Source organism: Nonomuraea typhae (assembly GCF_009760925.1).
Classification (GTDB): Bacteria; Actinomycetota; Actinomycetes; order Streptosporangiales; family Streptosporangiaceae; genus Nonomuraea; species Nonomuraea typhae.
In genome coordinates, this window is sequence record NZ_VRLV01000011.1 from 378,531 (window position 1) to 394,008 (window position 15,478).

The window sequence follows — 15,478 nt, forward strand, 5'->3', positions numbered from 1 at the left end:
TTATGTCCGGACTTGAACTGAAATGGCGGGGTCGGCGAAGCGCTCATTCGGCACCCGGGCGTACCAGTCCGGCCGTCCCGGATCCCGGTCGTAGGGGTAGCCGCCCACCTCCCGGTAGAACTCGGCGTACCGCTCGACCTTCTCCTTGTCCAGCCGCACCCCGAGCCCCGGACCCGACGGCACCGCGATCGCCCCGCCCGAGTAGCCCAGCTTGCCGCCCTCGATGACGTCGTCGCGCACCTGGTGGTAGTGGGCGTCGGCCGCGTAGGTGAGGTTCGGCAGCACGGCCCCGAGGTGCAGCATCGTCGCCAGCTGGATGCCGAGCTCGCCCGAGGAGTGCACCGCCACCCCGAGCTGGAACGTCTCGCACACCCCCGCCGCCTTCACGCACGGCCGGATGCCGCCCCAGAACGTGGTGTCCAGGAGCACCACGTCCGCGCTGCGCCGCAGCACGTTCGAGGCGAGCTGCTCGAAGTTGACCACCACGGTGTTGGTGGCCACCGGCACCCGGACCTGCTCGCGCACCAGCCGCAGGCCCTCCAGACCGAAGACCGGATCCTCCAGGTAGTCGTTGTTCAGCCCTTCGATGGCCCGGCCGAACCGCAGCCCCTCCCCCAGCGACAGCACGGCGTTCGGGTCGTAGCGCAGCCGGTCGCCGGGGAAGGCGGCGGCCAGCGCCTGGTAGCACTCCAGCTCGTAGTCCGGCGGGAAGACCCCGCCCTTGAGCTTGTGCACGGTGAACCCGTGCGCCCGCTTCAGCTCCCGCGCGTGCTCGACCAGTTGCCCGGGCGTCCTGATCTCTTCCTGCCCCTCTCCGGCGTAGCGGAAGAACAGGTACGAGGCGAAGGGCACCTCGTCACGCAACCGCCCGCCGAGCAGGTCGTGCACCGGGACCCCGAGGTGCTGCCCGACCAGGTCGAGACAGGCGAACTCGATGGCCGCCAGGAGCTGGGTGCGGTTGTTGTAGAGCGAGGCCGTCGGATTGGCGATCTTGAACCGCAGCGCTTCGAGCTGGAAGGGATCGTGCCCGGCCAAGTAGGGCACCAGCGCCTTGAAGGCCGCCTCGGCGCTCTCGCCGCCGCCGCCCATCTCCCCCAGCCCGACGAGCCCGTTGTCCGCCTCGACCTCGACGATCGTGCGGATGAAGCGCCCCCAGTGGGCGCCGTTGCTGTGCCGCAGCGGTGCCTCCAGCGGCACGGCGACCGTGGTCGCCCGGATGTCAACGATCTTCAAGGGTCCCCCAAACGGCCGCCACCCCGCACGCGGGCAGCACGACCTTGACCGACTCTCCGTCAACCTCACCCGGCACCAGGCCGGTGCGCAACCCCGGGCTGACCCGGGCCGCACGCAGTCCGGGCACCGTCACCCGGACCTCCACCGGCTCGGGCGCGAGCGACTGCAGGCGCACCACCAGGCCGTCCTCCGAGCGGCCCAGCGAGGTCACCAGCACGTCGGGATGATCCACCCGCACATAGTCCCGTACGGCGGAGCCGCCGCCCAGAATCCCGATGAACGGCTCGGTCAGCCCTGCCGCGGCCCGCGCGCCCAGCCGCCTGGCCTCGACCCCGGCCGCGGAGGTGACCGCGTACCGGAACGTGGTCTCGCCCTGCTGCTGGGCCGGGAAATTGGTGTCCCAGATGTTGTTGAGCGCCCACGAGTACACGGTCCCCGGCTCGTCCTCCAGGGTCGGCGGGAACGGCGCGTAGGGCATGTGGATGGTCCCGAGCTGCACCAGCGGGGCCTCCAGCGTGGCCCAGGCGATGGTCAGCTCCGGGTCCTCGTAGCCGATCCAGTGCCGGATCGGCAGCATGTACTCCGCCGACCCCGGCACCCTCGGCACCCCCGGCCCGCCGACGCCGCCGGTCAGCTCCCAGGCCGCCGGGGCGCCCGCGGCGAACGGGAAGGCCAGGAAGACGGCTTCCTTGGCCGGGGTGCCCTGCTTGGCCAGCTGGTAGGTGAGGTCGAGGCGGGGCACGCCCCGGTGCAGCTCGATCGTGGTGCGCAGCCAGTCCACGCCCTTGCCCTGCAGCTCCACGACCAGTTTCTCGCCCACGGCGGTCCGCTCGGCCTTGACGAGGGCGGCGTTCCTCGCGATGGCCCGGTCGCCGAGGAGTGTGCGGTCATGCGCCCCCACATGTCCCGACATGTGGTTGAAATGCGGGGCGGTGGCATAGCGGTCATACACGTACTGCCCGAACCCGGCCGCCGCATCGGCGTTGACCAGCTCCCGCCCGGCCACCTTGTCGAAGATCGACCGGATGTACCCCTCGCGCAGGTCATAGGCCACCCGGTAGAACTCGTTCTCGATCACCGGCTCCGGCCCCAGCTCGACCGGCTCCGGCGCCTGCGTCCCGGCCGGCACCACCTCGACCCGGGCATAGCCGTACCCGGGAACGTCCGGCACGACCGCCCGCAGGTGGCGCCCGATCGGCCGCGTCGGCCAGTCGTCCGGATGCACCACCTCCTCGTGGTGCGGCAGGATCGCGCCGGTGCGCGCGTCCCTCAGCGCGATCGGCCGCTCGATCGGCACGATGTCACGCGGCAGGAACGCCTTCACCACGTCGGTCCTGGCGTGCGTGCCCGGGTTGAAGACCGCGAACGCGGGCGCATCCTGATCACCGAGCGTCGCGCCGAACCGGCGGATGCCCGCGTGCAGCAGATCCGCCGCGTCGTCCTGGGCGTCGTAGGCGCCGGCCGACTTCCTCGTCCACTGCAACCCGCCCGAGTCACCCGCCTCCTCGGCGTCCTCCCACGGGTTGGCCGCACCCCAGGTGTGCTCGTTGAACAGCGCCACCTTGTCGTAGGCGGCCGAGATCTGCTCGGTGGCGTCCACCCCGGCCAGCGTGTGCAGGGTCTCGGCCGCCCTGAGCGACGACTGCGCCCGCCGTACATAACCCAGCGGACGCGCGCCCGAGCCCAGCCCGTCGGCCCACCAGTCGGTCCAGTCGCCTTCGTGTACGGCCAGCCGATCGCCGTACCGCTCCTCCACGTGCTCGAAGAAGTCGCTGTTGACCGCCGAGCGCAGCCTCGGCCAGGCCCACTGCTCGTTCCAGCGCCGCGCGATCGACGCCGGCACGATCGACGGCCCCGCGTTGTCCGCGTGCGCGCCCTGCACCCGCAGGTGCAGAACGTCCAGCTCGTACGGCTCGCGCGGCGCGTCAGGCCCTTGCCAGCCGAACGTGCCCGGCCCGTACGGGTAGCCGCGCGTGGCCAGCGCCGACAGGTAGCGGGGCAGCAGGTCGTCGGCGAGCTCGTAGGAGTCGGTCAGCCCGACCGTGTTGCCCTCCATGTACGCCATGCCGTGCGGGGTGTCGGTGAACCAGACCAGCACCCGCCTGCCCGACGGCGCCTGCCACCAGAACGGCCTGGTCAGCTTGTCGCCGCCGTGCAGATAAGGCACCGAGCGGCCGGCCCAGTTGTGCGCCGCGGCCAGATAGAGCACCCCGGCCGCGTTCAACGCGTCCACCAGCCCGACCACCGCGCCGGGCACGTCGGTGTGCATCGCCGAGCGCACCGGGAAGTCGAAGACCTGGCGAAGCTGCCGGTACAGCTCCTCGGTCGAGCACGCCTCGGTGTGCAGCTGAACCGGGAACGCGGTGACCTCGATGATCCCCTCGCGCGCCGCCTGGTTGAAACGCTCCACCTGCTCCTTGGGGCGGGCCGCGAGCCACTTCGCCGCCGGCATCGAGGACTCGACCGTCCAGCGGAACCTCGCGTCGTCCGGCCACGAGGCGGTCTCGCCGGCCAGCCGTACCGCCGCGTCGAGGTACTCCAGATGATGGCGCAGGACCGTGCCCTGCGGGTCGGTGTAGCCGATGTCCAGATGCGAGTGGTGCACGACGAACACGCTCCACTTGCGCTGCGGCGTCACCGTGACCTCGGCGGTCCCGATCACCCCCTCGGCGTCACGCACCTCCAGCGTGAACGTCCGCGGCTCGTGGACCTCCGGCACCAGCAGGGTGACGTCGGTGCCGGTCTGGGAATCGACGTCCTTCAGGGAGATCTCCAGATCGGAGCCGATCAATCCGGTGCACGACACCCTCACCGCCTGCCGTCCGTCATGGGTGAACAACGGCAGTACGGCCAGCCGTACCTCCAAGCCGCGCACGCTGATCACCGGGATCGAGGTGTCGTGCCGCAGAGCCTGCCTGATCCCGTCGTAGTCCGGGGAGCCCAGGCTCCGCTGCAGCAACCGGCTCGTCATCACACACTCCCTAGAGAAAGGCCCCTGGCGAAGAGGCGCTGAGTGGCCAGGAACAACACGACCGTCGGCAGCGAGACCATCAGGCCCACGGCCAGGCCCACGGGGACCGGGGTCCCGGCGTAGACGTCGGTGATCAGGCCGGACAACGCGACCATGACCGGCCGCACCGTCGCGGTCTGCGTCAGCACCAGGCCGAAGATCAGGTCGTTCCAGATGAAGGTGAACTCGAGGATGAACACCGCCGCCAGCGCGCTCACCGACAGCGGCAGGTAGATGCGGAAGAAGATGCGCAGCGTCGAGGCGCCGTCCATGCGGGCGGCCTCGAAGATGGAGAACGCCACGCCGGAGTAGAAGTTGCGCAGCACGAACGCGGCCAGGGGCACGTTGATCGCCGTGTAGAGCAGCAGCATGCCGAGGCGGTCGTCGTAGAGGCCGGTGTCGCTGTAGCCGATGAACAGCGGCACCAGCAGCATCTGCGACGGGAAGATCGTGCCGCCGAAGATGAGCATGAACCAGAAGAAACCGTGGCGGAGCCTGAGCACCACGATCGCGTACCCCGCCATGGCGCCGACGAGCACGCCGAGCAGCGGCGAGACGACGGCGTACAGCGCGGTGCTGGCCAGGCTGCTGGTGAGATCCGCCTTCTCCATGGCGGCGGCCACGTTGGCGAACAGGGAGAAGTCCAGCGACGGCACCCACGCCTTCGCCGGGTCATAGGCGTCCGCCGGACGAGAGGCGTTGACCAGGAGCAGGTAGGTCGGGCCAAGCCAGATCAGACCCAACACGACGAGAACTGTGCGGCGGATCATCGCACCTGCCTCCTCAGATACCACCAGGAGGCCAGTCCCGCGACCACGGTCAGCAGCACCGCGGTGGCCGAGCCGTAGCCGTACTTGGTGGCCACGAACGTCTCGCGATACATCATCACCGCCAGCGTCTCGGAGTTGCGGCCCGGCCCGCCCTGGGTCATCACCCAGACGATGTCGAACGTCTTCAGGCTCGCCACCAGCGCCAGCCCGACCACGACCGCGGTCAGCGGGCGCATCAACGGCCAGATCACGTACCGGAACAACGACCAGCCGGAGGCGCCGTCCAGCCGCGCGGCCTCGATCGGGGCCTTCGGGATCGACTGCAGGCCCACCACGAACAGCAGCGTGTTGACGCCGAGCTGCTGCCACGTCCACACCAGCAGCATCGCGACCGTGTTGTACGGCGCCACCTGCATGTACGCGGTGTCGGTGCCGAGCAGCAGGTTGGCGATGCCGTCATGGGACAGGATCGGGCTCCACACCATGCCGAGCCCGGCGCCGCTGAGCGCGTACGGGAGCATGAACGGGACCCGGAACCACGCGCCCCCCTTGATGTCGTAGGACAGCACCGCCACCAGCAGGCCCAGGCCGACCGGCAGCACCATCGTGCCGGCCACCCAGAGCAGCGTGTTGCGCGTCGAGGTGAGCAGCGCCGGGTCCGCGAAGAGCCTGGCGAAGTTGCGCAGGCCGGTGAACTCGGGGTCGGCCAGGCCGTCGTAGCTGGTCAGGCTGAGGTAGGCCGTCCACAGGAAAGGCGCGTACAGCAGCCCGGCGACCAGGAGGACCGCCGGGGCCACGTAGCCGTACCTGAACCGCCCGAGGATGGGGGCGCTTCTCACTGGTGCGTGCTCCAGTACTCGTCGGCGGCCTTCTGGATCGTCTCCAGCACCTCCTTGCCGGTGCTCGGGTCGGAGACGAACTTGCCGAAGCCGTCGAGCGCGGCCGTCAGGATCGGCGGCGGCGTCGCCTCGAAGTAGCGGTTGACCAGGCGGTACTTGCCGCTGCCCGCGTCCTTGGTGATCGCGTCGAGCGCCGCGTCCTTGACCGTGACCTTGGGGTTGGCGCTGACGTCACCCCGGCTGGCGGCCCACTTCTCCTGGGCGCTCGCCGTCGTCCACCACTTGAGATACTGCATCGACTCCTGCGGGGACTTCTGGAGTGCGCAGAGGGGGCCGCTCTCGAAGATGACCGAGGTCTTGGGCAGGCTCGCGTTGACGTTGGGGATGACGAAGAAGCCGTAGTCCTTGCCGGAGACCATGGCGCGGGTGGTCATGCTGGTGGTGAAGAACGTGCCGAAGGAGACCATGGCGGTCTTGCCGGTCTTGAGCAGGTCCGCCGGATCGGTCTTATCACCCGCATTCACGAAATATCCGGCGTCGAGGAGCTGCTTCCACTTGTCCATCACCGCGACCACGCCCGGGTCGGTGTACTTGGCCTTGCCGGTGGACAGGCGGTCGTAGAGATCCGGGTCCATCCCCGCCATGAGCTGCTCGAACCAGACGAAGGAGAACAAGACGCTGGTGTGGTAGAAGGGCGTGACCCCCGCCTTCTTCAGCTTGTCGGCGGCCTGGATCAGCTCGTCCCACGTGACCGGAGGCTTGATCTTGTGCTGGTCGAAGACCGGCTTGTTGTAGAACATGCCCCAGTAGGCGACGTTGAGCGGGACGCAGTACTGCTTGCCGCCGATCGTGTAATAGGGCGCCAGATCCTGCGGGAGGTCGCCCGCCTTGATCGCCTCCTGCCAGACGGCGGTGGTGTCGGCGACCTGCTTCTGCTTGACGATCTCCTCGAGCATCCCCCCGGTCTGCCACGTGAACAGATCCGGCTTCACGTCCGTGCGGAACGAGGCTTTGATGAACGCCTGGTACTGCGCGGAATCGGTGTAGCCCACCGGCTTCATCGACAGGCTGATCTGCTGCTTGGACAGGGCGCCCATGTCCTGGAAGTACTTGCTCCACGCGCCCTTGTCGTTGTAGAGCGACAACTCGCTCTTCTTCTGTTCCGGTGCCGCGGCGTCGTCGCCGCAGGCGGCCAGTGCGAGTGTCATGGTCAATCCGAGCGCGGCCAGGGTGCGCATGCCGGACTCCTTACTCAAAGGGGGGTTGGTGCAGCCTCGTCTCGATGACGTTCTTCACGTCCACGAGATGGGCTTTCATCAGCCGCTCGGCGGCCTGGGGGTCACCTGCCTCGATCGCCTCGAGGATCTCCAGGTGCTCGTCGTAGTCACGCCGCCGGTCATCGAAAATCGCCAGTATCTCCCGCTGTTCGTTGGCGTGCACGGTGAGCAGGGAGTCGACGACCTCGTGCAGGACGCCGTTGCCGGCCAGCCGGGCGGTCACCCGGTGAAAGGTCATGTTGGCCTCGTGCAGCTCGGCGTCCTCGCCGCGCAGGTGCTGTGCCGCCTCGCTGAGCAGGCGGCGCAGCTCCGCCCTGCCGGTGGGGGTGGCACGTTCCGCGGCCATGGCCGCCAGCGGGGGCTCGATGACGATCCTCGCGCCCAGCAGCTCCAGGAGCTGGGTGGCGCGCATCTCGCGCATGTTGGGGTTCGGGAGCACGACACGCTCGATGGCCGGGCCGACGTAGATGCCGGAGCCGTGGCGCATCTCGATCGCGCCGGTGGCCTCGAGCCTGCGCAGCGCCTCGCGCAACGTCGGGGTGGTGACGGCGAAACGCTGGGACAGCTCCCTGGTCGAGGGCAGCCTGTCACCCGGGCGATGGTCGCCGGTGCGGATGAGCTCCAGCATGCGCTCGGTCAGCGCGTCGGACAGGGTAGGACGGGTGACTTCGGGTGACATATCAAGTCATCTAATCACCTTGGGGCACGGTCCGTCTACGGGCATTTACCGAGTGCGCGTCAGGCCGTCTTGAGCAGGGACATCATCTGATCGATCTGCGCCTCACGGGACTTGCCGACCTGGTCGGCCCACGCCTTGACTTCCGGATTGATGCCGTTCATCGTCTCGATCCTGGCCATCTGGACGGCATCGTCCTGGTGAGCGATGAGCAGGTTGAGGAAGTCCCGGGGAAAGTCCTTGGACCTGGCGAGGCGGCCGATCTTCTCGCGATCGGTCTCCGGCATGCCGCCGTGACCGGCGTGCGCACTGGTGGGAGCCACGGTCGGCTGGTCCCATGACCGTAACCAGCCCATCATCTTCTTGACCTCGTCACCCTGGGTCGTCTCGATGGCCGCCGCCAGCGTCTTGAGCTGATCCGGGACGGTCTTGCCACGCGCCTGTTTGACGATCTCGATGCCCTGCTGGTGATGCGGAATCATCATCTGCAGGAACATGACGTCTTCGGAGTTGACCGGCGGGGCGGTCTCCGGGGCGGCACAGGCTGCCGCGAGTAGCAGGAGCCCCAGGGCAAATGCTCTTTTCATGTCGTCCCGAGAGTGACACGTTACGGCTTCCGCGTCGAGACCTGACATAGGCCCTTAATTCCGCTTAACCCTCTCTTAAGCCACGAATACCCCTCCCTCCGCGGCCGACCCGGCGGCCAGGTTGCGCTCTACAGCCTGTAGAGTGTCCGCAAATCTGGCGAAAGGGTGCATAGTGCTGCGCTGGTTTCGACTTGTGGCGGTAGCCGAAGCCTGCTCGTGGGCAGGGCTGCTGGTCGGCATGTTCTTCAAGTACATAACCGAGACCGGCGAACTGGGCGTCAAGATCTTCGGCCCCATCCACGGCGCGCTGTTCGTGCTGTACGCGGCCGCGGTACTCCTCTCCGCCCGCGAAGCCGGCTGGAGCCGCGGAACGGTGCTCCTCGGCCTGGCCTGCGCGGTGCCACCGTTCACCTCGATCTGGTTCGAACGCCGCATGGCCAGCACCCAACCCACCGAAGCATAGAGAGCCTCCACCCAAGCCCTCCAAGACAGCGTGACCACCACCCACCCGAAGCCCATGGGAACTGCAACCGGAAAAGGCCCCCGCGATCTTCGCGAGGGCCTTTGACCTGGGAGCCGCCTTGGGGATTCGAACCCCAGACCCATGCGGCAGCCGATCGCCCCAGCCACCAACAGCGGGAACCGAAGTCAGAGATCGTCACGGCAGCAACCGAGCCAGTCCGCAGAGTTCGAAAGCACCCGCTTCAGAAGAGCGTGGGCGAAGTAGTTCGGAACCAGCCCCGACCTGCCGAAACAAGGCGATGATCTCGTATGGCGAGCTTGATCATCCCGCATATGTCCCGCGCAACCGCTGCCCACGGTCACCACGTCATCCGGTGGCAAGCCGACCCGGAGCGCAGGGTCGTCAGGCCCGAGTGCCGGAAGCGGCGCGGCAGATCAAAGCGCAACGTGAGGGGCTGTGCGTGGGCGGAGGTATTGGAGTGCGCAGCGTCGTCCAACCGTAGATAATCCGATGAATCTTGGGCGAACTTCACGGAATGATCACTTGATCCTGTGGCGGGAGTGATCTGTGGTATTCGTGCACGATGACCTTCGACTCGACTGAGCGGCTGCGCCCAGCAGACCTGCCCGCAAGCGTGTTCGCGATCCTTGCCCAAGAGTTCTTCGACACCACCGGTGCACCCGTCCCATTCTCTCTCGCTGGCAAGGGGAATACCCAAGACGACCCGTTCGACCGCCACGTAGCAGAGATCCTCAAGGATCGACTGCCGGCGGACTCCCTCGTCGTCTCGGCACACAAGCCACTGGTCAGTCCTGATGTGGTGATCGCGCGTCCGGAAGAATATGACCTCCTGACACAGGGTGGTGCTGATTACGACACTCGGGCGATCTTCGGGCTTGAGGTGAAGAAGGTTAATTTGACCGCGAATCGCACGTCAGCCAGAGGCTCGGGGATGGACTACAACACGACCCCTCCCTGCGCTACCATCCGCGTCTATACGAACAGAGGCAAAGAGATCAGAATTCCAGGCTTCTACCTCTTTGTGGTATTAGAGAAAGCCCTGTCTCCAGGTGACGTGTTCGTGCATTCCCTCGCCCTTGTCGCGGGCGCGGCTCTCAATAAGGATGTAGAGCTCTACGATAAGGTCACTGGTAGGCGCAAAAAGGCGATCGATCTCGGCACGTATGGCGACGGCCTGGATCGTCAGCGCCCTATGTTGGTCTTCTCCAACCCTCTCGGCTGGTCATGGATGCTCAATGCAGCGACTTTGATCAGCGAGCGGGATGACCTCGCGATGGAACAGCCCATTACTCTGGTGCGTGAGATCGTTCGGACAACGCGCCTGCCCGATGTGGCGGAAACCTTTCACTGCTATCGGCTCAGCGCACTGCACCCTGCTCTGGAGGAACCCGCGGTGGATCCTTTCCCGCAACCGAAGAACCGGACGGAAGAGACGACTCCCCGAGGGCGTTTCGTAGTTAACATGGGATCATTGATGATCGAATCGGAAACGCTCACGTTCGATTAGAGCGGATCTCCAGAGCAGCGGCAGCTCGCGAAACAGCTCCATCGGCTGCCGTCGCCAAGGCATCCAGCGGTATTTCGTTTGCAGGGGAAGTATAGAGCGAGAGAATTGAACCTCTAACGACCGATTCCACATCAGCGAAGCCGACCTTAACGTTGGCCTGCTGGCATTCTCGTAGCCCGGATACGGCTCGCAATTCGGCCTGTTCGATGTTCTTTGCTGCCGGATCGGCATATCCGACTGGGCGGCACACCACAATCGAGTCCAGGTTGGAGGGATCGGCGGCGCTTGATTTTACGGTACTCGTGCTCATCTCGGCCTTAACCGGTTGCACGGCAGTCACTACGAGTCCAGCTGCCTCTAGTGCCTTGACGAGTTCCAGCCAGCCCGCGATCCGCGCCTGGTGGAACGTAAAAGCCAAAATGCCGCTGTCCTTTAGGAGGCGAGAGCACTCCTTCCACACCGACGCAATGGCCTTACCAAACTCGACGGGATCGGCAGATTGAACCTCTTCTGAATTGCGTGTAGTGTCGATATCATTGGGATAGCCCTCAAACGGCCTGATCTGCTGAAGCCACGCATGAAAGAAGTCAGCCAGTTCGCTGTAGTGGACATTGTCCATAAACGGGGGATCCGTGATGACGAGGTCTACCGAGGAGTCTGGCAGGTCAAATGATGCTGAAGACCCGTGGCTGACGTAGATGTCCACGGCCCCGGAGGTGAATTCATCGGCGGTCCCTAGATCAAATTCAAGCGGGCCGGACAAACCGAAACGTCTGTCTGATCCGTCGCCATCGGGGATTAGATCGTGAGGTCGCTGCTTGTATTCCAAGGCTCGAATTATACGCGACTGGTAAAGCGTGGAAAAAGCTCCTGATGAAGCCGGAGTTCCCCACGGGTGTGCCTCAAGAGGAGTGCGCTCGGGTTTCAGGATATGATGGGAGAACATGTGCCGAACGGCGCCGGTTCCCTCACCCTTGAAGCTACAGAAGAGGTTGTTGAACTCGAGAACCCCTGAAAAAAGTGCAGCGAGCGCTTCTCGCTCCGGGCTTGGGGAGAGGTCCCGGATTGAGGCGCCCAAAAGTCCGAGGCTATACAGCTGGCGAGCGTTGAAGAACTGTCCCCAAGAGCGGTAATTCCACCGAGTAGCCTGGCGTGTGTTGTGACCATCGTCCAGTTCTCCGCGAGGAAGAACCAATTCTTGACGTCGCTCCGCAAGCCTACCTTCTGCGATCTTGTACAGCTCTCGATCGAAGTCGTCGATGGGCTCATAGAGGCGTGTTCCATCTGCGCTCAGGACCTGCTTGGCATACATTCTGAGGGCAGGGGGCCTGTCACCTAGTGCATCGAGAATCTTAGAGACATGGCCTTGTGGGCAAGTCATTGTGGCGCGGTTTACTGGCCCATCAATACTTGAAGTTATTCCACATGAGTGGCAGGTGAAGTCTCTGTCTTCGACGATGTTAACGACAATTACAGCATGGCATTTCGGGCAGGTCGCCCTGCTGGTTGGAAACCTCTTCGGATAGGCGTGCTGGGCGAAGATGTAGCGACTAAATAGTTCTACGGGCGGTACCCCAGGCGGGCACTCTTGACATTGTGCGAGAGTGACCCAGAAATAGTACAGAACTGGACGACCGTGCTTATCTTTATGAAGCTCATCAATTTCTCGCCGAACGCGCGACTCGACAGCCTTGAATGCGCTCTCTAGTGCGGCTCTATCCCATTTCGCTAGAGCCTGTCGCTGGACAAGCGTTGCTACGGGATTGATGTCTCTCCCAATAACTCTGGCACCGAGTTTCGCTGCCTCAGCGAGCGTCGTTCCTGATCCGGCGAATGGATCGCACACGACTAGGCCCGGAAGGTGGAGTGCGTTGGAATAACAGTCAACAGCGTCCGTCTTATCGTGCGAGATAGCGGAAGCTAGGATTCCTCGGAAGACTGATCCGAGACGCTGTGCCCACCACTTATGCGTGTGAGTAGCTGGTCTGTGGACTTCCTTCCGCCAGGACTCCCGTTCAGCGGCGGCCGACACGAGTCCAGCAGGAAAGCCTCTCTCTAGAGCGGTGCTGGCGGGGACCTCGCTGCGCGTGATCCGCTGCACCCTCTCCGGGGAGGTGCTGAAGATCGGCTCCTGCTCAAAGATGGCTACTTGCTGTTCTGGCACATGCGCAAGTATCCACGCTTCGTGGAGGGTGTGTGGCCGACTCGAGGTTCCCTGTGGATAACATGACCTCTCCGGGGACGCCTGTGGATGCCTAAGCGTGCGAGGTGGCTGTGCGCTGCTGCGACGACAGGTGGGCAGTCAGGTGGCCAAAAGGGCTGATGCGAGTGATGGCGGGTGAACTGGTGGTGCTGGCGGGGAACGAACTCGGGGCCTTGAACACTCGCAGGACTCTGTGCGCCATCCTGTTGAACCCCGCTTTGAGGCCGCTCGAGAGTACGACCACGTTTCGTAACGTTCGCTCAGCACTCCCGGTGGTCAGCTGCAACGAGTTGGTCGTCGCGAATCTGCTCAACATCCCCACAAAGGATGCACTCGCGTTGAACCGGACCAAGATCGATGATCAGGAGCTGCGCGAGGCCCGAGCACTGATTTCGCCGAAGCTGCAACAGGCTGATGTGGTGATCTTGGCGTGGGGAGTCGGCGGCATGAGCGGGCAAGCGCGTCTTGCGCTCCAGCGGCAGACAGCATGGTTGCGAGACATGCTCAACCGGACGAATCACGATCAAGTGTGGACAGTTACTGGTAGGCCACGCCACCCATCTCGCTGGCGGCAGTATGTGGGACCGGAGAAGCGGAGAGTATCCGGAAGCTGTTTTGAGGAGCGTCTAAGCATGGTGATGACCCCAACTCGCATAGATAGTGAGGCTGGTCGCCTCCTGTTCGAGCGAGCTTTCTGAGGGGTGGGAACGCTGGAGGCTAGTCGTGTTGGTCGCTGGATAAGGCGTAGAGATATTTGGCTTGCAGCTCAGGGAACGCCAGGTGCCGGGCTCGCTGCCGTCCATATGCGTTCGAGGCCGGCGAGGTAGACGGCGGTGGTGCCGTGGGGCTCGATGCAGCGAAGGTGGAAGACCGGGGCCTCTGATGCCTTGGTGCCGTAGGCGTGGGTGTTGACCAAGAGATCGTTGTCGCCGAGTACCAGAGGCGAGGCGTCGTCCATTTCCACGCGATCTTCCGCCTCGACCGCCCCGGTGGACCCACGCAACCCCCACCGTCCCGGGCCACAGCCGAGATCCTGGCACAAGCCGTACAAGACGCAGCAACCGCGATCACCGCAACCACGGCCGGCAGAACCCTGCAATGGGGCACCCAACTCGACATCCGCCCCGTCACCGAACACGCCGCGTCCTACGTCGCCAAGTACGCCACCAAAGCCGCCGAATGCGTCGGCGTCCTCGACCAGCGCATCAGACCCCTCACAGACCTGACCACACTCCCCATCCCCGACCACGCCCGCCACCTCATCGCCACCTGCCTCAAGCTCGGCACTCACAACGACCTGGCCCACCTCAACCTCACCCACTGGGCCCACATGCTCGGCTTCGGCGGCCACTTCTCCACCCGCTCCCGCCACTACGGCCCCACCCTCGCCGCCCTCCGCACCGCCCGCCAGGACCACGTCAAGCACGAGGGATATGTCGTCGCCCACTGGCAGTACGCCGGCCGCGGCCACTCCGAAAGCGACGCCATCCTTGCCGCCGCACTCATCCCGGGCGGTCCGCAATGACCGGCGACGCCATGCTCACCGTCCCCGACGCCATGACCTTTCTCCAGGTCAGCCGCTGGACCCTCGACAACCTCATCCGCTCCGGCGAACTGGAGTCCGTCATCGTCTCCCGCCGCTGCCGCCGCATCCCCGCATCCGCCTTGGACGCCTACATCACCCGCCTGAGAGAGGAGGCCGCGTAAATGCCGACCAAGACACCACTAGCCACCCCCGAGGAGCCCAAGCGCCCCCGAAAGCCACGCACCCGTGCCAACAACGAGGGCTCGATCTTCCCCTACAAGAACGGCTGGGCCGGCTACGTCTGGGTCACCACACCGGAAGGCAACAAGACCCGCAAATGGGCCTACGGCAAGACCCGCGAGGAAACCCACGACAAGTGGCTCAAGCTCCACGAACAGGCCGCCAAAGGGCCAGTCGCTACCAACCACGAATCCATGACGACGTATCTCAAGCGCTGGCTCAAGGAAGTCATCAAGCCCAACCTCGAACCCGCCACGTACGCCACCTATGAGGCCCTCGTCCGGCTCTATGAAACCCCGGCATCGGCAAGATCCGACTCGACAAGCTCACCGTCCGCGACGTTCAGACCTGGCTCAACAAGCTCCCCACGCTCTGCACCTGCTGCGCCCAGAAGAAGGATCACAAACGCCCGGAGAACGAACGACAATGCTGCGCAAGAGGCGAGTGCTGCACGGACGCCCCTTCCCGCGGCACTCTCACCAGCATCCGCCGCATCCTGCGTTCAGCCCTCTCCAATGCCGTCCGCGAGGAACTCATTTCCAAGAACGTCGTCAGCCTCACCCTGCTACCGAACCCAAGCAAGTTCACCAAGAAGGAACGCAAGCGTGGAGCCTGGAGCGTCGATGAAGCCCGCCGCTTCCTTGAGCACCTCCGCGCGGTCGAAGAGCCCCTGTATGCCGCCTACGTCCTGGTGCTTCTCCTCGGCCTACGCCGCGGCGAAGTACTCGGCCTCACATGGGACAGCGTGGACTACAAGGCAGAAGAGCTGACCATTGGTCACCAACTCACCCGCGTTCACGGTCAGCTCCTCCATCGCGACAACACCAAGACAGAGGACTCGTCCACCTCGCTCCCCCTCATCGGCCTCTGCGTCACCGCCTTGAAGGACCGCGCACAGTTCCAAGACCAAACCCGCGAGGACGCCGACAAGAGGTGGCACGCGAGCGGCCTCGTCTTCACCACGAGGTACGGCACGCCGATCGAACCCCGCAACTTCAACTGAGGGGCCTAGCGTTTTCCGGACAGCCAGCTTGCGGGCGTAGCCTACGCGGCCATCTGGGATGAATCGTGTTCGTTGAGGACTTCCTGGGGCGGCCGGTAGCCCAATGCGGAGTGCAGTCGGCGGC

General features: G+C 65.0%; 14 protein-coding genes and 1 pseudogene. 6 read left to right on the forward strand and 9 right to left on the reverse strand.

What is annotated here, in order from left to right; translation table 11 throughout:
• The 7 genes from FVE25_RS36450 to FVE25_RS36480 are packed head-to-tail and all read right to left on the reverse strand — an operon-like array spanning window position 1 to window position 8,392.
• Window positions 1-1,233, reverse strand: coding sequence for an enolase C-terminal domain-like protein (locus FVE25_RS36450; RefSeq protein WP_157251968.1), 1,233 nt, complete (start codon window positions 1,231-1,233; stop codon window positions 1-3).
• Window positions 1,220-4,204: a glycoside hydrolase family 38 N-terminal domain-containing protein gene (locus FVE25_RS36455; RefSeq protein ID WP_157251970.1), complete on the reverse strand. Its 2,985-nt coding sequence runs from the start codon at window positions 4,202-4,204 to the stop codon at window positions 1,220-1,222. Before FVE25_RS36455 ends, FVE25_RS36450 begins: the two co-directional genes overlap by 14 nt.
• Window positions 4,204-4,989: a carbohydrate ABC transporter permease gene (locus FVE25_RS36460; RefSeq protein WP_246267963.1), complete on the reverse strand. Its 786-nt coding sequence runs from the start codon at window positions 4,987-4,989 to the stop codon at window positions 4,204-4,206. The genes FVE25_RS36455 and FVE25_RS36460 overlap by 1 nt, the downstream gene beginning before the upstream one ends.
• A gap of 20 nt (window positions 4,990-5,009) precedes the next feature.
• A complete protein-coding gene (locus FVE25_RS36465; RefSeq protein WP_246267966.1) occupies window positions 5,010-5,852 on the reverse strand; it encodes a carbohydrate ABC transporter permease in 843 nt (280 codons plus the stop codon).
• Entirely contained in the window at window positions 5,849-7,090 is a 1,242-nt protein-coding gene (locus tag FVE25_RS36470; RefSeq protein WP_157251974.1) for an ABC transporter substrate-binding protein, read from the reverse strand. Before FVE25_RS36470 ends, FVE25_RS36465 begins: the two co-directional genes overlap by 4 nt.
• A gap of 10 nt (window positions 7,091-7,100) precedes the next feature.
• The gene (locus tag FVE25_RS36475; RefSeq protein WP_157251975.1) at window positions 7,101-7,808 is read right to left on the reverse strand and encodes a FadR/GntR family transcriptional regulator; all 708 of its coding nucleotides are present in this window, start codon (window positions 7,806-7,808) and stop codon (window positions 7,101-7,103) included.
• A gap of 59 nt (window positions 7,809-7,867) precedes the next feature.
• On the reverse strand, window positions 7,868-8,392 hold the full coding sequence (locus FVE25_RS36480; RefSeq protein ID WP_157251977.1) for a DUF305 domain-containing protein: 525 nt from the start codon (window positions 8,390-8,392) through the stop codon (window positions 7,868-7,870).
• A gap of 172 nt (window positions 8,393-8,564) precedes the next feature.
• On the opposite strand from FVE25_RS36480, the gene FVE25_RS36485 reads away from it, so the two are divergent.
• Both FVE25_RS36485 and FVE25_RS36490 read left to right on the forward strand, forming a co-directional pair.
• Window positions 8,565-8,855: a DUF3817 domain-containing protein gene (locus tag FVE25_RS36485; RefSeq protein ID WP_281367946.1), complete on the forward strand. Its 291-nt coding sequence runs from the start codon at window positions 8,565-8,567 to the stop codon at window positions 8,853-8,855.
• A 583-nt stretch (window positions 8,856-9,438) separates the two neighbouring features.
• Window positions 9,439-10,383: a hypothetical protein gene (locus tag FVE25_RS36490; RefSeq protein WP_157251979.1), complete on the forward strand. Its 945-nt coding sequence runs from the start codon at window positions 9,439-9,441 to the stop codon at window positions 10,381-10,383.
• On the opposite strand, the gene FVE25_RS55590 is transcribed toward FVE25_RS36490, so the two are convergent.
• Together FVE25_RS55590 and FVE25_RS57120 are read right to left on the reverse strand one after the other, a co-directional pair.
• Window positions 10,370-11,695: a hypothetical protein gene (locus FVE25_RS55590; RefSeq protein ID WP_246267968.1), complete on the reverse strand. Its 1,326-nt coding sequence runs from the start codon at window positions 11,693-11,695 to the stop codon at window positions 10,370-10,372. The two genes, FVE25_RS36490 and FVE25_RS55590, sit on opposite strands and share 14 nt — an antisense overlap.
• A 459-nt stretch (window positions 11,696-12,154) precedes the next feature.
• A pseudogene (locus FVE25_RS57120) lies at window positions 12,155-12,547 on the reverse strand (DNA methyltransferase); the annotation flags it as partial.
• 167 nt (window positions 12,548-12,714) lie between these two features.
• On the opposite strand from FVE25_RS57120, the gene FVE25_RS57125 reads away from it, so the two are divergent.
• From FVE25_RS57125 to FVE25_RS36515, 4 genes are all read left to right on the forward strand, one after another.
• Complete coding sequence (locus FVE25_RS57125; RefSeq protein WP_157251982.1) at window positions 12,715-13,284, forward strand: DUF1643 domain-containing protein; 570 nt, start codon at window positions 12,715-12,717, stop codon at window positions 13,282-13,284.
• A 203-nt stretch (window positions 13,285-13,487) separates the two neighbouring features.
• Window positions 13,488-14,111, forward strand: a complete 624-nt coding sequence (locus FVE25_RS36505; protein WP_157251984.1) for a replication initiator — start codon at window positions 13,488-13,490, stop codon at window positions 14,109-14,111.
• Window positions 14,108-14,293, forward strand: a complete 186-nt coding sequence (locus FVE25_RS36510) for a helix-turn-helix domain-containing protein (RefSeq protein ID WP_157251986.1) — start codon at window positions 14,108-14,110, stop codon at window positions 14,291-14,293. The genes FVE25_RS36505 and FVE25_RS36510 overlap by 4 nt, the downstream gene beginning before the upstream one ends.
• A gap of 803 nt (window positions 14,294-15,096) precedes the next feature.
• Complete coding sequence (locus FVE25_RS36515; RefSeq protein WP_157251988.1) at window positions 15,097-15,354, forward strand: hypothetical protein; 258 nt, start codon at window positions 15,097-15,099, stop codon at window positions 15,352-15,354.
• Window positions 15,355-15,478: the final 124 nt, after the last annotated feature.